Origin of the sequence: Dictyoglomus turgidum DSM 6724 (assembly GCF_000021645.1) — a bacterium.
Lineage (GTDB): Bacteria > Dictyoglomota > Dictyoglomia > Dictyoglomales > Dictyoglomaceae > Dictyoglomus > Dictyoglomus turgidum.
Genome location: NC_011661.1, coordinates 1,073,925 through 1,091,602 on the forward strand (window position 1 = coordinate 1,073,925; position 17,678 = coordinate 1,091,602).

16 protein-coding genes and 4 tRNA genes are annotated in these 17,678 nt (G+C 35.5%); 14 read left to right on the forward strand and 6 right to left on the reverse strand.

The features are described 5' to 3' along the window. Window positions 1-56: 56 nt before the first annotated feature. Genes aroF through DTUR_RS05405 form a run of 4 tightly spaced genes read left to right on the forward strand, consistent with a single transcriptional unit; the run spans window position 57 to window position 3,516 of the window. On the forward strand, window positions 57-1,082 hold the full coding sequence (gene aroF / locus DTUR_RS05390; RefSeq protein WP_012583420.1) for a 3-deoxy-7-phosphoheptulonate synthase: 1,026 nt from the start codon (window positions 57-59) through the stop codon (window positions 1,080-1,082). Next, window positions 1,079-1,924: a prephenate dehydrogenase gene (locus DTUR_RS05395; RefSeq protein WP_012583421.1), complete on the forward strand. Its 846-nt coding sequence runs from the start codon at window positions 1,079-1,081 to the stop codon at window positions 1,922-1,924. Before aroF ends, DTUR_RS05395 begins: the two co-directional genes overlap by 4 nt. A gap of 1 nt (window position 1,925) precedes the next feature. Continuing rightward, complete coding sequence (gene aroA / locus DTUR_RS05400; RefSeq protein ID WP_012583422.1) at window positions 1,926-3,227, forward strand: 3-phosphoshikimate 1-carboxyvinyltransferase; 1,302 nt, start codon at window positions 1,926-1,928, stop codon at window positions 3,225-3,227. Then, window positions 3,217-3,516 carry a YerC/YecD family TrpR-related protein gene (locus tag DTUR_RS05405; protein ID WP_012583423.1) on the forward strand — a complete coding sequence of 100 codons (300 nt, stop codon included), beginning with the start codon at window positions 3,217-3,219 and terminating at the stop codon, window positions 3,514-3,516. The genes aroA and DTUR_RS05405 overlap by 11 nt, the downstream gene beginning before the upstream one ends. Before the next feature lie 10 nt (window positions 3,517-3,526). Here DTUR_RS05405 and DTUR_RS05410 read toward each other — a convergent pair whose 3' ends face one another. From DTUR_RS05410 to DTUR_RS05430, 5 genes are all read right to left on the reverse strand, one after another. Further along, entirely contained in the window at window positions 3,527-4,516 is a 990-nt protein-coding gene (locus tag DTUR_RS05410; protein WP_012583424.1) for an ABC transporter ATP-binding protein, read from the reverse strand. Then, window positions 4,509-5,477, reverse strand: coding sequence for an ABC transporter ATP-binding protein (locus DTUR_RS05415; protein WP_012583425.1), 969 nt, complete (start codon window positions 5,475-5,477; stop codon window positions 4,509-4,511). Before DTUR_RS05415 ends, DTUR_RS05410 begins: the two co-directional genes overlap by 8 nt. A gap of 10 nt (window positions 5,478-5,487) precedes the next feature. Further along, window positions 5,488-6,870 carry an ABC transporter permease gene (locus DTUR_RS05420; RefSeq protein WP_012583426.1) on the reverse strand — a complete coding sequence of 461 codons (1,383 nt, stop codon included), beginning with the start codon at window positions 6,868-6,870 and terminating at the stop codon, window positions 5,488-5,490. Window positions 6,871-6,880: 10 nt separating this feature from the next. Beyond that, window positions 6,881-7,945: an ABC transporter permease gene (locus tag DTUR_RS05425; protein ID WP_012583427.1), complete on the reverse strand. Its 1,065-nt coding sequence runs from the start codon at window positions 7,943-7,945 to the stop codon at window positions 6,881-6,883. A 71-nt stretch (window positions 7,946-8,016) separates the two neighbouring features. Next, window positions 8,017-10,122: an ABC transporter substrate-binding protein gene (locus DTUR_RS05430; RefSeq protein WP_012583428.1), complete on the reverse strand. Its 2,106-nt coding sequence runs from the start codon at window positions 10,120-10,122 to the stop codon at window positions 8,017-8,019. A gap of 146 nt (window positions 10,123-10,268) precedes the next feature. Here DTUR_RS05430 and DTUR_RS05435 point away from each other — a divergent pair. The 10 genes from DTUR_RS05435 (at window position 10,269) to DTUR_RS05475 (ending at window position 16,174) form a co-directional block, all read left to right on the forward strand. Beyond that, a tRNA-Gly gene (locus DTUR_RS05435) sits at window positions 10,269-10,343 on the forward strand. 12 nt (window positions 10,344-10,355) lie between these two features. Next, window positions 10,356-10,431: transfer RNA gene (locus DTUR_RS05440), tRNA-Cys, on the forward strand. Window positions 10,432-10,450: 19 nt separating this feature from the next. Continuing rightward, window positions 10,451-10,525: transfer RNA gene (locus tag DTUR_RS05445), tRNA-Ala, on the forward strand. Window positions 10,526-10,546: 21 nt separating this feature from the next. Beyond that, window positions 10,547-11,245: a hypothetical protein gene (locus DTUR_RS05450; RefSeq protein ID WP_164931011.1), complete on the forward strand. Its 699-nt coding sequence runs from the start codon at window positions 10,547-10,549 to the stop codon at window positions 11,243-11,245. Window positions 11,246-11,309: 64 nt separating this feature from the next. Beyond that, the gene (locus DTUR_RS09460; RefSeq protein ID WP_012583429.1) at window positions 11,310-12,161 is read left to right on the forward strand and encodes a sulfide/dihydroorotate dehydrogenase-like FAD/NAD-binding protein; all 852 of its coding nucleotides are present in this window, start codon (window positions 11,310-11,312) and stop codon (window positions 12,159-12,161) included. Next, window positions 12,142-13,527, forward strand: coding sequence for an NADPH-dependent glutamate synthase (gltA, locus tag DTUR_RS05455; protein ID WP_012583430.1), 1,386 nt, complete (start codon window positions 12,142-12,144; stop codon window positions 13,525-13,527). The genes DTUR_RS09460 and gltA overlap by 20 nt, the downstream gene beginning before the upstream one ends. Window positions 13,528-13,533: 6 nt before the next feature. Continuing rightward, window positions 13,534-13,779, forward strand: coding sequence for a metal-sensitive transcriptional regulator (locus tag DTUR_RS05460; RefSeq protein ID WP_012583431.1), 246 nt, complete (start codon window positions 13,534-13,536; stop codon window positions 13,777-13,779). A 64-nt stretch (window positions 13,780-13,843) separates the two neighbouring features. Next, window positions 13,844-13,920, forward strand: a tRNA-Arg gene (locus DTUR_RS05465). 23 nt (window positions 13,921-13,943) lie between these two features. Then, on the forward strand, window positions 13,944-14,768 hold the full coding sequence (locus tag DTUR_RS05470) for a DUF4388 domain-containing protein (RefSeq protein ID WP_012583432.1): 825 nt from the start codon (window positions 13,944-13,946) through the stop codon (window positions 14,766-14,768). Then, window positions 14,765-16,174: an NAD(P)/FAD-dependent oxidoreductase gene (locus DTUR_RS05475; protein ID WP_012583433.1), complete on the forward strand. Its 1,410-nt coding sequence runs from the start codon at window positions 14,765-14,767 to the stop codon at window positions 16,172-16,174. The genes DTUR_RS05470 and DTUR_RS05475 overlap by 4 nt, the downstream gene beginning before the upstream one ends. On the opposite strand, the gene DTUR_RS05480 is transcribed toward DTUR_RS05475, so the two are convergent. After that, entirely contained in the window at window positions 16,157-17,674 is a 1,518-nt protein-coding gene (locus DTUR_RS05480; RefSeq protein ID WP_012583434.1) for an amidohydrolase, read from the reverse strand. The two genes, DTUR_RS05475 and DTUR_RS05480, sit on opposite strands and share 18 nt — an antisense overlap. Window positions 17,675-17,678: the final 4 nt, after the last annotated feature.

Genomic DNA, 17,678 nt, shown 5'->3' on the forward strand with positions numbered 1-17,678 from the left:
ATTCATATTTTACTGGTAAATCATTTAAATTTTACGCTTAGGGAGGAAAGAAAAGTATGATTATTGTGCTTAAGTCTGGTGCTACTGAGGAGGATATACAAAAAGTAATAGATAAATTAAAGGAATATAATTATGGGGCTCATATATCAAGAGGGGAAAATAAAGTTGTCATAGGGGCAATTGGTGAGAAAAGAATGGAAGAAAAGATTCTTATAATGGAGCAGATAAGCTCTTTTCCTTTTGTAGAGCAAGTTATTCCTATTTTAACACCTTATAAATTAGTTACAAAGGAATTTAACCCTCAGGGGACTAGGATAAAAGTAAACCAAGTAGAAATTGGAAATGAAGAGATAGTTGTCATGGCCGGACCTTGTGCCGTAGAAAGCAGAGAACAACTTCGTGAGATTGCAGGATTTGTTAAAGAAGTAGGAGCTAAGGTTTTAAGAGGAGGGGTATTTAAGCCTCGTACATCTCCTTATAGTTTCCAAGGATTAGGAATAGAAGGGTTAAAGCTCCTTTATGAAGTAAAAAATGAGTTTGATATACCTGTAATAACAGAGGTTATGGATCCAAGAGATTTGGACATAGTTGCAGAATATGTAGACATTATCCAAATAGGGGCAAGAAATATGCAGAACTTTACTTTATTAAAGGAGGTTGGAAAATTAAGAAAACCAGTTCTTCTTAAGAGAGGGCTTTCGGCAACTTTAGAGGAATTCTTGTTTGCAGCAGAGTATATTTTGCTCGGAGGAAATTCTGAAGTTATCCTTTGTGAAAGAGGAATAAGAACTTTTTCTGATTTTTCTAGAAATACTTTAGATCTTTCTATTATTCCTGCCTTAAAGGAGAAGACGCACCTTCCAGTATTTGTAGATCCGAGTCATGGTACTGGAAATTATAGGTATGTACCCAGTATGGCAAAGGCTGCTATTGCTGCAGGGGCAGATGGATTAATAATAGAAGTACACCCACATCCTGAGAAAGCTCTTTCTGATGGACCCCAATCTCTTACCTTTTCTGATTTTAGAAGGTTAATGAATGAATTGAAAGCTATAGCGAGTGCTGTAGGGAGAAGGTTATGATAATAGGTATTGTAGGACTCGGATTAATAGGTACTTCCTTAGCCCTTTCCCTTAAAAAAGGATTTGGTGATCTTTATCTTTGGGGGGTGGATAATGATTGTGAAGTTTTAGGGTATCTCTCAGAAAAAAAGATCTTTGATGTCTTAGAAAAAAGATTAGATCGTTTTAAAGATCTAATTAGGGAGACAGATTGTGTATTTATATCTGTACATCCTTCGTCAGTCATGGATGTGGTTAAGAATATTGAAAGCTATGTAAAGGAAGGAGTCATTATAACTGATACGGCAAGTACAAAATCTAAAATTATGAGTTATGTAAATAATGATGAATTTTTAAGAAAGATTTTTATAGGGGGGCATCCCCTTGCAGGAAGAGAGATATCGGGCCCTTTAGGGGCTGTGGATAATCTTTTCGACGGAAAGATTTATTTCTTATGTCCTGCTATAGAAGTTTCTAAGGAGAAAATTGGGAGTTTAGAAAAGCTACTAAAGAAAATAAATGCAACTCCTCTTATTATTGATCCTGAGGTGCATGATGAAATTCTTGCTTTTACAAGTCATCTTCCTCAAATTATTGCTTATTTGTTATCTTATGTAGCTATAAATGAAAATAACATAGACTTTTTTGGAAGTGGGTTTAAAGATATAACAAGAATAGCCAAAAGTGATTATAATTTATGGGTTGATATTGTGAAAGAGAATAATATAAAAATAAAGAAAGCTTTAGGCGAATTTGAGAAGACTTTAAGAGATCTAGTTGAAAAATTAGAAAAGGAGGATTTTGTAAGTATAGAAAAATTATTCAAAGAATCTAAAGAAAAAAGGTTAAAGTTGAGGGATTAAAATGGGAAAATTGATGATTAAGAAAAGTAGGAGTTTAATGGGAGAGATAAAGATTCCTGGAGACAAATCTATCTCTCATAGAGCTTTAATATTTTCCTCTATGGGTGAAGGGGAAAGTATTATAAAGAATTTTCTTTTCTCTCAGGATTGTATTTCTACAATGAACTGTTTAAGAGCTCTTGGAACAAGTATTGAAATCTGTGAGAATGTGATCAAAGTGAAAGGAAATGGCATAAATGGATTTAGAGAGCCTGAAAATGTTCTGGATGCTGGAAATTCAGGGACTACTATTAGACTATTTACTGGCCTTTTAAGTGGCCTTCCGGGAATATTCTCGGTAATCACGGGAGATGATTCTTTAAGAAGAAGACCAATGAAGAGGGTTGTGGAACCTCTTTTAGGGATGGGAGCAAAGATATGGGGAAGAAACGGTGGTAATAATCCTCCTCTTGCTATAAAAGGAGAAAAACTCAAAGGAAGAGATCATACATTGAGTGTAGCAAGCGCTCAAGTAAAATCTGCACTGCTTATTGCGGGTCTTCTTGCTGATGGGGAAACTTCTGTTACAGAACCATCTTTATCAAGGGATCATACCGAGCGAATATTTCAATATTTGGGATTACCTCTTATAAGAAATGGTTTGACATTAAAGACTCATGGTATAGAAGGCTTTAAAAATAAAGATTTTAACATTCCTGGAGATTTCTCTTCGGCAGCTTTTATTATTGCTGCAGGACTATTAGTAGAAGGATCTAAGATTGTTATTAAAAATGTTGGGATTAATCCGACAAGAATAGGCATGTTAAGTGTACTTAAAGAAGCTGGTGCCAAAATTCAGATTCTTAATCAGTGGGAAGAAGGGGGAGAGCCTATTGGGGATTTAATAGTAGAATTCTCAATATTAGAATCCTTTGAGGTAAGGGGAGAGATTGTACCAAAGCTTATTGACGAAGTTCCTATTTTGGCAATAATAGCAACTCAAGCAAAAGGAAAGAGTGTTTTTAAAGACGTAGGAGAATTGAAAGTGAAGGAGTCTGATAGAATTAAGGCAGTGGTTGATGGAATAAATAAAATGGGGGGAAAGGCAGAGATAATTGATGAGGGATTTGCAGTATATGGTCCTACAAAATTAAATGGAAATGAAATAGAAACCTATAATGATCATAGAATTGCTATGTCTTTTGCTATTGCAGGACTTCTTGCTGACGGAGAAACGATAGTAGAGAGTAATAGTATAAGTATATCTTTTCCAAATTTTGGTGAGACTATCAAAAAATTAGGGGGGAATATTATTGAGTTATAATCCTAAGTGGATAGATGATGATATTTACTTTCTCGTAAAGGCTTTACTTACTCTCAAAAATGAGGAAGAAGTTTTGAGGTTTCTTGAAGACATCTGTACTATCACAGAAATAAAAGAATTATCTCAGAGATTAAAGGTTGCTAAAATGCTATATGAAGGAAAATCTTATGAGGAGATTGAGAGAGAAACAGGAACAAGTTCTGCCACTATAAGCAGAGTCAAAAAGTTTTTGCTTTATGGTGCTGAAGGATATAAAACCGTTTTAGATAGATTAATAAAAAAGGGGTAAGCTTAAACGCTTACCCCTTTTTATATAACCAACATTTAACCCAGTGTTCTTTTGATACTTCAATCTCTTCTGGTTCTTTCTCTTTACATATATCCATAACATATTGACAACGAGGATGAAATCTGCACCCTGATGGTGGATTAATTAGGTTTGGTGGCTCTCCTGGTGGAACTTCCCTTAGTTTGAAGCGGTTTTGAGGATCAGGATCTGGTATTGCAGAAAGAAGGGCTTTTGTATAAGGATGCAATGGATTATTTAATAATTCTTCTGTTCTTGCTCTTTCTACTAAATTTCCTGCATACATTATGAAGATCCAGTTTGAGAAAGCTCTTACTGTAGCAAGGTCATGGGTGATATATATCATACTCATATGGTGGCTTTCTTGAAGATCTCTTAGGAGTTCAAGGATCTCTATCCTTACCGAGGCATCAAGCATGGATACTGGTTCATCTGCTATTACAAGTTTTGGTTTCATAATTAATGCTCTTGCTATGACCACCCTTTGCATTTGCCCCCCTGATATCATGTGAGGATATTTTCCAATAAAATCGGTTACTGGTGTAAGCTTAACTTCCTCTAAAGCTTTGAAGATCATTTCTCTTCTTTCTCCGGGAGTTCCAATTTTGTTTATTAAAAGAGGTTCTTCTAAAATTCTATATATGGTAAAATGGGGAACTAAAGCACCAAAAGGATCTTGCTGAACAAATCCAGTTTCCTTTCGATACCAATTTAGCTCTTTGTAATCAGCTTTTGTTATATCTTTGTCTTCAAAGACAATTTTTCCATCTGTGGGTTCATATAGTCTTAATATAGTTCTTCCTAAGGTGGTTTTTCCTGAGCCACTTTCTCCAACTAAGGATATGGATTCTCCCTTTTTAAGCTCAAAATTTACCCCATCTACAGCTTTTACATACATGGGCTTTGCTAAAATGTTTTTTCTTATTTCAAACCAAACTTTTAAGTTCTCAACCCTTAATAAAATATTATTATTGTTACTCATGGCTCTCACCTATATAACATTTTGCATAATGTTCTTCGTCTTTTTTAAACATGGGAGGTTCTTTTTCTCTACATATATCCATAACATATTGACAACGAGGATGAAATCTGCATCCTGATGGTGGATTAATTAGGCTTGGTGGAGATCCTGGAATGGATTTTAGCTTTTTTGTAGTCTTAAGAGTGGGAACGCTATTTAAAAGCATCATAGTATAGCCATGGGCTGGTGAATTGTAGAATTTTTCCGATGGACTTATTTCTACAATTTCTCCCGCATACATAACTGCAACCCTATCTGCAAGTTCACTAGCTGTAGCTATATCATGAGTAATGAAAATGTAACTTAGATTGAGTTCCTTCTTTAAAACTTTTAAAAGATTCATTATATTTGCTTGGGTGATCACATCGAGAGCTGATGTAGGTTCATCTAATATTACAATATTAGGGCGGGTTACAAGGGCCATAGCTATCACTACCCGTTGTTTCATACCTCCCGAAAGCTCAAAAGGATATCTTTCTGCGAAAGACTCGGAAATACCCACTAAATTCAGTATTTCTTTTGCTCTTTTGTAGGCAGATGTCTTTTCCATTCCAAAGTGTACTATCAATGGTTCTGCTACTTGATGGACTATCTTTAATATGGGATTTAGTGAATTCATTGCTCCTTGAAATACCATAGATATTTTGCTCCATCTTATATTCTTTCGGAAGTCTTCCTCTTTTAAAGAAAGTACCTCCGTTTCATTGATATATATTTCTCCACTTGCTTTTTCTAAATTTCTTGGGAATAGTCTTAATATTCCCCTTGCAAGGGAGCTTTTTCCACAACCTGACTCTCCTACGATGGCAAGAGTTTCTCCCTCTTTGAGCTCAAAACTTACATTTCTTACTGCCTCTAAAGGCCCCTGTTGGGTCTTATAAACTACCGTGAAATTATTTAACTTAAGAACTGTGTTTGCCATGTTACCACTCCTATACTTCTTTAAGTCTTGGATTAACTATTCTATCTATGACAAAGCCTAAAAGTGCAAAAGATATAGCTAATAATACAATGATTAATGAAGGTTCAATTACCCAGTAATAAAAGCCTTTATACAAAGCACCATTTTGAAAGGCTTCTTCAATTATCCTTCCGAGAGTTGGCTCTGTGGGGTCAAGTACGCCAAAAAGGGATAAAATTGCTTCTAAAAATATATAAGCAGGTATACTAATAATTAACCCTGGGATTACCGGGGGTAATATCTTAGGAATAATGTATAGGAAAACTATCCTCATATTGCTTGCTCCATAAGTTCTTGCAGCTTCTATATAAGGTAGTGTTTTTACTTGAAGAACCATGGCTCTTTGGGTCTTTATTCCAGAACCAAAAAGGCTTAGGATTATTAATACTACTAATAGTTGCCAAATGGTTAATTTATAGAATAAGGAAATCATAATCATGAGAGGCAGAAATGGAAGTAACATGTATATCTCAGTTAATCTTTGTATAAGATTGTCTACCCATCCCCCATACCAACCACTTACAGTAGCTAATATTAATTGTATTACAGTAATACTTAAAGAAGCTCCAAGCCCAAAGGCAAGGTCAATAGGAGTTCCGTATAAAATTCCAAGTTCTAAAGGTCTTCTTAGATGATCTGTTCCTGCGACTCCATAAACTTTTCCGTAAATTATGGGCTCTATCTCGATGGTATCACTTTTATCAGTAAATTGAACTTCTATTTCGAGTTTGTAGTTTCCTTTATTAACCTTTGGATTTTCTGTTTCTCCAAAGAGTCCACGCATGACTGTAACAGGGAAATTGGGATAAAAACCTAATTTTTCCTTATAATACTCTATGAATTTTTGTTCTATAGAAGATTCATTTCCAATATAAAAAATATCTTTCTCTGCTCTTTGAACTTTTTCAAAGAGCAATATTCTATCTCCATATGGATTTATCCAGTAGATTCTTAGATTAGGAGGATTGTTTTTAAAAGTACTATTTAGAAATATGTTAAATTCACTGGGAAAATCATCATAAGTATAGTTTATGTCATACACATATTTTACTATTTTAGGAGTTTCAGAGACGCTTTCTATCTTTGGATCTTTTAGATATATGTTCTTAGGTAGGTTTTTCCCTGTAAAAAATGCTAACCATGTGGGTATGGCATTTCTTGGGTACTTTAGCCAAGCTTGGCTATCGTTCCAAAGTTCTTTTGCCTTATCATAAGGCATGCTCAAATAAGCATAGACAGATAAAAGAATAAGTATAGCAAATATTAAAAGAGAGAAAACTCCTGTTTTATATCTTAAAACTTCTCTTAATATTCCTTTTAAACTATAGGATGACGTAAATTCCATGTTATCCATGTCTATCACCTCATACTCTCACTCGAGGATCAATAAGGGCATATATAAAATCTAAAAGCAGTACTGTTGCTCCAAGTAGATAGGCATAAATTACTGTGACTCCAACTATGACTGGTGCATCAAAGCTTCCTATAGCTCTACTTAGGACCATGCCAAGGCCAGGCCAGTTAAATACTGCTTCTGTTACGATTGCACCCATCCATGAAGAGATAAGAGCAAGGGCAAAAGAAGTAATAATAGGAGGTAGAGCAGGTCTTAGGATATATCTTCTTTCTATGATTTTATCTGGGAGTCCCTTCGCCTTTGCTACCTCCACATAGTCTTCAGTAGAATAAATTAAAAAGAAATTCCTTTCACTATAGGTACTCAAGAAAATAGAACTTATAAACCAAGAAAGAATGGGTAAAATCATGTGTTTAGCAATATTTAATATCCTCCCTAATAAAGTTGGTGGGGGAGGAAAGTCAATAAAACCTCCTGGAGGCAATATATGAAGCCATGAATAAAAAATCATTATGAGAAATATACCATAAAACCATCCAGGAATGGTAGAAAGAGGAGAAAGATAAACTATTAATTTGTCAAGGAAGGATCCATATCTTCTGGAAAGTTTTAACCCTAAATATAATGCAGAGAAAAAGTTAATTAAAGTTATGGTGGTAAAAAGAAGTATAGAGAGGGGAATTCTCTCTAAGATGATATTTTTTACAAGCATAGAGCCACTATCACTGGTCATAGAGGAGGCAGTACCAAGATCAAGCAAAAGTGCCCTTTTTAAATGGTAAATACTTCTTATTATGAATGGTTGATCAAGACCTCTTCTTCTCATTTCATTTTTTACTCTGTTTTCTATTATTTTTTGTTTTTGTTCATCGGTAAAACCTCTTACTGTGGGATCATTTCTTATAGCCATGGCTACATTCATTCTTATCTCATCCTCTATGATTTTATCCACGTATCCTCCAGCATTAGCTATAACAATGGTTAGATAAATTGCTATTGCAATAGTAATAAATACGGCAACAGCTCTTTTTAAAAAATAAGTGAGAATTTTTTTAATTCCTTCTATGTTCATCAACCTCCTTTGTTATTATTTCAAAAAAAAACCCAGGGGGAATTACCCCCTGGGTATATATTATACAACAATTACTTCAAAAATTTAGCATTCTTTAAGAGAATTGTATGAGCTACAGTGTCTGCCTTTTCTAAGTAGTATGGACCATTGCTTACCCAGAAGTGTTTGAACCTGTTGTACCAGTTGGAGAGGGCATTATATCTTTCCTTGATTTCTCCTTCTTTCACATATTTTCCTACAAAGTTCTTGAATGGTACATAGTTATCTTTCTGGGATTTATCAAGCATCTCTTTCAATATTCCAAGGCTTGGTCCGCCAATATAGTTCATCCATTCCACCTTTGTAGCTTCTGCTTTATCTGCAGAGAATGCAAGTTTTCCTTCTTCTTCTGCTCTAATTCCTATGGCAAGAGCATGCCATGGGAAGAGTACTGAAGTTGTAGGCCATAATGCGGTAAGTTCTGCGTCAAGCTCAGCATAGTTAGTGTAATATTCAATTACTAATGGATGTTCTTTTACAATCTTCCATGCTACAAAGGATTCTCTCCAGGAATTAAAGTAATCAACATAGCTTTCATCATAGAGTTTACTGTCTTTGCTTGCTCTTTCAAAGCCGACAATGAAGTCTACAAGATAGTCAGCAAGACTTTGGACTGTCCCATCGTGATACTTCTTCTTTCCAAGAACATCTCCATAGTTGATTACTACTTTAACCTTTGCCTCTTTAACTCCTGCTTCTTTTGCTGTTACCATGGTTTGTTTCTTGGCATCCCAGCCATACCAGGCATCGTCAGGAACAGTTATGCTCTTTACTCTCTTCACTTTTAGCCAATTTTCAGATCCCTTGTTGGGGAAGGTAGGTACATCAGAGGTGACAGTTAAATCTGCACTTTCTATTCCAAAAAGAACTGGAAGTCCAGTGTAAGGATGGTAGATCCATGTTCTCCCAAAGGTTGCTTCCCAGAATATGGTATCGTATACCCAGTTAGAACCAGCTATAGGGTTCCATGGGTCTATGATTACTTCAGACATTCCAGCCTTTACACTTCCACCCTCTTTTCCAGCAATTCTTAAAGTGTAGGGCCAAGCCCTTGAAGAGTTTCCACCAGCATAATCTACTGCTATATCAATGTCCTTTCTTCTTGCCCATGCTGCTTTTTGGTCAATTAGGAATATCCTTACAGAGTCTTTTAAGCAAAGTTCCAATGCTTTTCTCATTAAGTAGTTTCTCTCTGCCATGGATTTAAAGGTTCTTTGAGCAAGCTTATTAGCTATATCCCTAAACTCTTTATCTGGTTTATAAGCTCTCCAGAGAGGTGAATAGGACATTTCTGAATCTGGAGTATAGAAGAATCTAAAATTATCAGCCATATCTCTTGCAAGAACAGTAGTTATCCATCCACCTGTATATATATCCCATTGACCATCCTCAGGATTTCCTCTCACCCAAAGAGGAGAAGCTTCTCTTGAAGTCTTATACATTCTTTCTACTGTAAATCCTAACTTTTCAAGCTGATTTGCCACATAGTCTCCAATTTGCTTTCTTCTATCTTCAGTTCTTATAATGAATTTAACTACCACTGGATTTCCTTTATAATACCATTTATTTCCTTTAAGTTCCGCACCCATTTTCTTCATTTCTGTTGTAATTATCTGTTTCCCTTTATTAAAGTCATACTTATAAAGTTTCTCTAAATTAGCTATTGTGTCTTTGTATCTTTCATACTCTGGAAAACCTTTGTTAAGGGGTAATAACTTAACTTCTGCAAGTCCTCCCATTATTTCGTCCACTATATATTGTCTATCAACAACCATGTTCATTGCTTCTCTGATCTTTTTATTGCTAAAGGGATTAAGTCTGCCATCTTTATAGGTAGGTCCTACTGGGTTAAAGGTTAATTCATAGTAAAGTCCAAAGGAGGTCCCATAGGTTAAATTTGGATCTTCTTTTACTCTTCTAAAAAGTTGTGGATCATTAATTTCATTAAAGTAGATGTCAATATCTCCTTTAGACATCATTTCTACAGCTTTTGCCATGTCTTTTTCAGGTATAAATGCTACCTGATCGAGCCATCCATTAGGGTTGACGCTTAGGGTTTGCGCTGGAGCAGAGAAGAGAGAAAATAGCATTAAGAATAGGATTATTAGAATTATTCTGTGGATACCCTTTTTAAACATATTGCACCTCCCACCTGAAAGATTTTAGTATTTATGATAAAAATAATTTTTTTTATTGTCAACTTAAATAATTTTTCTTTACTGCAATAAAAAATCTTGACAATCCATTAAAAAAATCATATTCTAAAAAAGTAGTTCTTGGGAAGGCGGGTGTAGCTCAGAGGTAGAGCATCGGCTTCCCAAGCCGAGGGTCGCGGGTTCAAATCCCGTCGCCCGCTCCATGATGATAGTGGGGCGGCATCGCCAAGCGGCTAAGGCAGGAGATTGCAAATCTCCCATTCCCCGGTTCGAGTCCGGGTGCCGCCTCCAAAAATTAAAATTAATTGGTGGGGCTGTGGCGCAGAGGGAGCGCGCTTCCATGGCACGGAAGAGGTCGGGGGTTCAAGTCCCCCCAGCTCCACCAAATTTTTTATTTTTAAAAGTAATGTTTAAGTTTTTAAAATATTTTCTTTTTATTTCATTAATAGGATTATTTATTCTTACCTTTGTTTTGGGTGGGGAAGAAGACTTATTACTAAAATTAGCAAAAGAAAACGAGGAAAAATATTTAAAAAATCCCGATAAAAGCTATATTTCTTGGAATATAGCTGTGGATTATTACACTAAACTTTATCAGGTCTACGGCTATACGGAACTAAGAGAGAAATTAATTAAGCTACACATTGATGGGGCGTTGATAAACAGCAAAAATCTTAATTTTTTTAATTTTCATTATGGCTATTCATCTAAATATCCTATTAAAATCACTGTTTTGAATTTGACAAATTATCCTAAATTTGATTATTACATATTCGATAAAGTTCTACCTCTATTTATTACAATCTATAACAATGGTGATAAAAATATTGACCTCTCAAAAGCAATAATTAATTTGGAAAACATATCTAATATTCCTGAAAAGACTCTTAACAATGAGGATATATTTAGAAGAGTACTTGGTGATGATTTAGTTTATTATCCCATAAGCAAAGTATTAAAATCTCAAGAAAATTTTTCTTTTATTCTCCTTTTTACTTATAATAGCCCGCCTAAAATCTTTAGGTTTACATACCAAGATGTAGAAGTAAATGTAATATTTTTTGAGAATATTCCCCTTATTGAATCTTCCTCTCCTAAAGCTTAATAGGTTTAATTTACATCTTTTTGTGTTAATGTTATAATTTTCAACCAAAAAGGAGGGATTTTTATTGTTTGAGATAATAGTTAAAAAAGAGTTGGCTCCGAATGTAAAATTGATTGAGGTAAAAGCGCCTCTTATTGCTAGAAAGGCGTTACCTGGGCAGTTTGTAATTTTAAGGGTTTACGAGAAGGGAGAAAGAATACCTTTAACTATTGCTGAGAAGAATATAGAGACAGAAAGTATTACCATAGTTTTTCAAGAGGTTGGAAAGACCACAAAATTATTGGGAAAGTTAAGGGTTGGTGATAAGATTTCTGATATCGTAGGTCCTCTTGGAAATCCCAGCGAAATAGAAAGATTTGGAGTAGTAATAGGTGTAGGAGGAGGAGTAGGAATAGCTGCATTATATCCTATTTTAAAAGGGTTAAAAGAAAAAGGAAATTATGTAATTAGCATAATTGGTGGTAGGAGCGCTAATTATGTAATATTTAGAGAAGAAATTGAAAAAATTAGTGATGAAATTTATGTAACTACCGATGACGGATCCTTAGGAAGAAAAGGATTAGTTACTGATGTTCTCAAAGAAATCTTGGAAAAAAGGAAAATTGACAGGATTTGGGCGGTAGGTCCAACTATAATGATGAAAGTAGTTTCCGATCTTACCAAGGCATATCATGTTCCAACTATTGTAAGTTTAAATCCCATCATGGTGGATGGAACAGGGATGTGTGGAGGATGCCGAGTTACTGTAGGAGGAAAGATCAGGTTTACTTGTGTAGATGGTCCTGAATTTGATGGACATCTTGTAGATTTTGATGAATTGTTGACAAGATTAAAAACCTATAAAGATGAAGAAACCTTAGCTTTGAGACTATTTGAGGAAAGCGAGGGAGAAAAAGTTGGCTATAGCAAAAGCTAAAACTCCAATTCCAGAACAGCCAGTGGAGCAGAGAGTAAGAAATTTTGATGAGGTTGCTTTAGGTTATACCGAGGAGCAGGCTTTAATGGAAGCAAGTAGATGCCTTCAGTGCAAAGATGCTCCCTGTGTGAGAGGATGTCCGGTTAATATTGATATTCCTGGTTTTATAAGATTAATTAAAGAGAAAAAATATGATGAGGCAATTAAAAAGATAAAAGAAAATAATAACCTTCCTGCTACCACAGGAAGGGTATGTCCTCAAGAGACTCAATGTGAGGCACTATGTACTTTGAAAAAGATAGGAGAGCCTGTTGCTATTGGTAGACTTGAAAGATTTGTTGCAGATTATGAGCTAAGTAAAGGTTATGATATACCTTTAATAAAGGTAAGACGTGATAAAAGGGTGGCAGTGGTAGGTTCGGGCCCTGCAGGACTTACTGTAGCTGGTGATTTAGCAAGAATGGGAATTAAGGTTTCAATCTTTGAAGCCTTTCATGAACCAGGTGGGGTCTTGATTTATGGAATTCCAGAATTTCGTCTTCCTAAGAGAATAGTTAGGGCAGAGGTAGAGTATATAAAAAGTCTTGGGGTTGAAATCTTTACTAATGTGGTTGTGGGAAGAAGCATAACTATAGATGAGCTATTAAAGGAATACGATGCAGTTTTTATTGGAACAGGTGCTGGTGCTCCTCAATTTTTGAATATTCCTGGAGAAAATTTGATCGGAATATATTCTGCTAATGAGTTTTTAACAAGGGTAAATTTGATGAAAGCTTATAAATTTCCCGAGTATGATACTCCTATAAAAATAGGAAATATAGTAGGAGTGATTGGGGGAGGAAATGTAGCTATGGATGCTGCAAGAACAGCTCTAAGACTTGGTGCAAAGGAAGTACATATACTTTATCGTAGGACTGAAGAAGAAATGCCAGCAAGATACGAAGAAATAATACATGCAAGAGAAGAAGGGATAATATTTAATTTTTTAGTTTCACCTGTAAGATTTATAGGCGATGATAAAGGACAGCTTATAGGAATAGAACTCCAGAGAATGACCTTAGGAGAACCTGATAGTAGTGGAAGGAGAAGACCCATTCCTATCGAAGGCTCTAATTTTATATTTTCCTTAGACATGGCGATAGTTGCTATAGGAACCGTTCCAAATCCTTTAATAAGTATGACTACTCCTGATCTTTCAATTAATAAAAATGGCACCATACTTATAGATAAGGAAACAGGAAAAACCTCTAAAGATAGAGTCTTTGCAGGTGGAGATGTGGCAAGCGGTTCTGCTACAGTGATCAATGCTATGGGGGCGGGAAAGATTGCTGCTAAAAGTATATTTAAGCTATTAGTAGAGGAGTGAAATTCTTTGGACAAGAAAGAGTATTTGGTTGCTTTGAGAAGGATTGAAGGACAAGTAAGAGGGCTTCAAAGAATGATAGAGGAGGAGAGGGATTGTAAAGAGATAATTTCTCAAATTGCCGCAGTAAGATCTGCCTTGAAAAGAGTTGGTATATTAATAGTTGAGGAATACGCTAAGAAGTGTATCATAGGTGGGGAAAATGCAGAAAGTGAGATAAGTGAACTTTTGAAAGATTTACAGTCTCTTTTCTAACATTACTTAATTTTCTTATAATTTGACTTAAGTCTAAAAAACAAGATATAATCTCATAAAGAGTGCGCCCATAGCTCAACAGGATAGAGCGGCGGACTACGAATCCGTAGGTTGGAGGTTCAAGTCCTCCTGGGCGCACCAAGAAATTTGAGGGGAGAGGGTTTATGCCATTAACAGGAAATTTAAAGGAGTTTGATCTCGTATCTCTGCTCCAAATACTCTCAGGTAAGTTTTCCACAGGAAGGCTTATTATCACTAAACCCTTTAAAAAGGGTATTCTTTATCTGAAAGAGGGGAAAGTAATTAATTCAGAGGTTGGAAAGTTGAAAGGGATGCCAGGCTTTTTAGAGCTTTTTACTTGGGAAGAGGGGAATTTTGAGTTTGTAGATGAAGACGTATCTAATATTTCTGTTGCGATAAGTATGTCTTCTGAGGCATTGATCCTTGAGGCTGCGAGAATTATGGACGAGTGGCATGAAAAAAGGAAAAAATTAGGATCATTAACTTGTGTGCCCTTTTTTCCAGATCCATCACGTGCTATCCCATCCTCAGTACAAGTACTACTTTTAAGAAAAGATCCTGAAAGTATGACCCCAGAAGAAAAGGAAAGATTTATTTTATCTAATATTGATGGTAGAAGAGATTTTGCAACTATAGCAAGAATAAGTGGCTTAGGGACTTTGCTTGCTATTGATGTGGTCTTAAATAGTTTAGAAGAAGGAAGAATAGCTTTAAAGGATCTTGTAAATTTACAACATGTGGTTCCCGAAAAGGTTGGAAATGTAAGTTCTAATGATCCTGCAGTGCAGAAAATGCTAAGGATTATGGATGGAAAGATGAATATGGAAAAAATCCTCTTGGAAATTGAAGAAGAAAGAGGTAAAATTATACCGGAGTTGGTCAAGCTGGTTAAAGCAGGAAGAGTAAGATTAAAAGAAGGAGTTGAATATCTGCCAAGACTATCACAGGAGAATTTATATCCGTCATGAGATATGATGTAATCATAATTGGCGGTGGTCCAGCAGGGATATTTAGTGCTATATCCTTAGTGAGGGGTAAAAAACCCCTCAAAATTTTGCTTGTAGAAAAAGGAGAGCTTACAAGCAAGAGGGTATGTCCTGCCATTGTTAATAGGCAAGGATGTGTACGTTGTCCTCGTTGTAATATTGTTTCGGGTTGGGGTGGAGCTGGAGCTTTTAGTGATGGAAAGTTAACCTTCTCTACGGAAGTAGGTGGATGGCTAAAGGATTATATTGGGGAAGAAAAGCTTTTAAAGTTGATGGAAGAAGTTAATAATATCTATACTGAGTTTGGTGCAGATCAACCTGTTATAAAGCCTGATCCTGAAAAATTTGCTTACTTTCAGAGGAAAGCTATTGCTGCTGATTTAAGATTGGTTTACTTTGCTGTGAGACATCTTGGTACGGAAAAATGTGCGCCTATTCTTCTTAACATGTATGAATACTTAAAAGATAAGATAGATATTATTTTGGGTAAGCAGGTTTCCAAAATCCTTGTAGAAAATGGAAAGGTTAAAGGTGTAGAGCTTGAGGATGGAAAGATTTATTATGCCGATTACGTAATAGTGGGACCTGGAAGAGAGGGAGCAAAGTGGTTTTCTGGAGAGGGACAAAGGATCGGTCTTTCTTGGGTAATAAATCCTGTGGATATTGGAGTGAGAGTTGAAATTCCAGCTGCAGTAATGAAGGAATTAACTGATGAGCTTTATGAGGCTAAGTTCATATACTATACAAAAACTTTTGATGACAAAGTAAGAACCTTTTGTATGAACCCTTATGGAGAGGTAGTAATGGAACAGAATGAAGGGATAATTTCAGTAAATGGGCATAGTTTTGCTGAGAAGAAGACTGAGAATACCAATTTCGCTATATTAGTATCTAAGAACTTTACTGAGCCTTTTAGAGATCCTATTGCTTATGGAAGGGCCATAGGAAGTCTTGCCAATCTTTTGAGTAATGGAGTAATACTTCAAAGACTTGGAGATCTTCTAGCTGGGAGAAGATCTACATGGGATAGATTGCAAAAAGGTATGGTTGTTCCTACGTTAAAGGATGCTGTACCTGGGGATTTAAGTTTAGTACTGCCTTATAGATATTTAGTAGACATTATTGAGATGATCCAAGCTTTGGATAAGGTAACTCCGGGAATATATTCAAGGCACACTTTGCTGTATGGTGTAGAGGTCAAATTTTATTCTGCAAGGGTAAAGCTTAATTCCTCTCTTGAAACAGAAATCAAAAACTTATTTGCTATTGGAGATGGAGCTGGAATTACAAGAGGACTTATGCAAGCTTCCGCATCGGGATTATTGGTAGGACAAGAAATTCTTAAGAGAATGGCTCTTTTATCCGATATATCAGAGGTTCGTAACTAAATTTGTATCTTTATAGACAAATCTTCCTCTTGAGATTGTGGCTACAATTTTAATATTTAATATCTCTTCTTTTTCTCGAAACTCAAAGGGATTTTTCTCTAAAATAACTAAATCTGCATCTTTATTTCTCTCAATAGACCCCTTTTCTTTTTCAATAAATCCTATATAAGCACCATTGTAAGTGAACATTTTTATCGCTTCTTCTAAGGTTATTCTCTCTTCTTCATTAGGATGATTTATGGCGGAATAAATTCCTAAAAAAGGATCCATAGGTGTTACAGAACTATCTGATCCTCCTCCTGCAGTTATCTCTTCTTTTAAGATGCTTCTTAAAGGAATGATTCTTTTTGCCCTTTCTTTTCCAAGAAGTTGTTCATAAAGTTTTCCTTCCCCTCCCCAGAAATATAAGAAGCTTGGCTGGAGAGATAGCGTTAAGTTTAATTGAGATGCAAGTTTTATATGTTCTTTATTTGGGAGTTCAAAATGTTCTATGCGATGTCTGTGATCTTCTTTTGGTATTTCCTTAAGCACTTTTTGATAGGCTCTCACAAGAAGGTCAATTCCTCTATCCCCTACCGCATGAAAGGCGATCTGTAAATCCTCTTTATGGGCTGTTCTTATAAAATTGGAAAGAGTTTCCATGTCCCAAAAAAGAACTCCATAACCTTGATTGGGTAAATAGGGCTCAGAGACAGCAGCAGTTAATGTACTTATGGATCCATCTACCAAAAGACAGCCTCCTATTCTTCTTAGTCCCAATTCTTTTACCTTTTTTATAGAGGTAGTCTGATAATAAATGATCACATCTATAGGGAAATACTGACTTAAACCTAAAAGCAGTTGTGGAGAATTAGGAGGAGAAGTGTAACCTCCTTCAAGGGCATGAATAGTGGTTATTCCTTTTTCTGCTGCTTTCTTCAGAGTTTTTATTAAACCTTTTACCAAAAGAGATGGATCAATATTTTGGTATACTTTTCCTATTGCAATTTGGTGGTCTCTTTCCTTAATTAAGCCGTTTTCAGGAAAAATCTCCACATCTAAAAGTTTCATTCCTAAAGAGTTGATTATACTTGAGTGAGAATCCTTTCTTATGATTAAAACGGGATGTTTGGGAAAGTTTTTATCCAGTTCTTCTTGGGTAATATTTCTTTTCTCTTCTAAATTAACAGGATCAAATTCCTTTGCTACTATCCAATCACCTTCTGGAAGAGAGTCTCTTAAGGCTTCTAAGGCTTTTACTATCTCTTTTATTGAGGTGAAATTACTCAGATCGATCAAAATTTCGTTGATAGCGGTGGATGTTAAGTGGACATGGGAGTCTATAAAGCCGGGAAGGATAATGTAATCAGATAGATCTATTATGGGTATATCTGTATCCTTAGGAATTAAGTTGTTTCCTAAATCAGAAATTTTATTATTCTCAATGAGTAAAGTGTCATAGATGGACTTCTGATGATCAAAGGTATAAATTTTTTTTGCTTTAATAAAATATTTTTTCATAAAA

Bases quoted from the DNA above. Each gene is read 5' to 3' on its own strand.
- aroF (WP_012583420.1), top strand. From the start codon at position 57: ATGATTATTGTGCTTAAGTCTGGTGCTACTGAGGAGGATATACAAAAA.
- DTUR_RS05395 (WP_012583421.1), top strand. From the start codon at position 1,079: ATGATAATAGGTATTGTAGGACTCGGATTAATAGGTACTTCCTTAGCC.
- aroA (WP_012583422.1), top strand. From the start codon at position 1,926: ATGGGAAAATTGATGATTAAGAAAAGTAGGAGTTTAATGGGAGAGATA.
- DTUR_RS05410 (WP_012583424.1), bottom strand. From the start codon at position 4,516: ATGAGTAACAATAATAATATTTTATTAAGGGTTGAGAACTTAAAAGTT.
- DTUR_RS05415 (WP_012583425.1), bottom strand. From the start codon at position 5,477: ATGGCAAACACAGTTCTTAAGTTAAATAATTTCACGGTAGTTTATAAG.
- DTUR_RS05420 (WP_012583426.1), bottom strand. From the start codon at position 6,870: ATGGATAACATGGAATTTACGTCATCCTATAGTTTAAAAGGAATATTA.
- DTUR_RS05425 (WP_012583427.1), bottom strand. From the start codon at position 7,945: ATGAACATAGAAGGAATTAAAAAAATTCTCACTTATTTTTTAAAAAGA.
- DTUR_RS05430 (WP_012583428.1), bottom strand. From the start codon at position 10,122: ATGTTTAAAAAGGGTATCCACAGAATAATTCTAATAATCCTATTCTTA.
- DTUR_RS05450 (WP_164931011.1), top strand. From the start codon at position 10,547: ATGTTTAAGTTTTTAAAATATTTTCTTTTTATTTCATTAATAGGATTA.
- DTUR_RS05470 (WP_012583432.1), top strand. From the start codon at position 13,944: ATGCCATTAACAGGAAATTTAAAGGAGTTTGATCTCGTATCTCTGCTC.
- DTUR_RS05475 (WP_012583433.1), top strand. From the start codon at position 14,765: ATGAGATATGATGTAATCATAATTGGCGGTGGTCCAGCAGGGATATTT.
- DTUR_RS05480 (WP_012583434.1), bottom strand. From the start codon at position 17,674: ATGAAAAAATATTTTATTAAAGCAAAAAAAATTTATACCTTTGATCAT.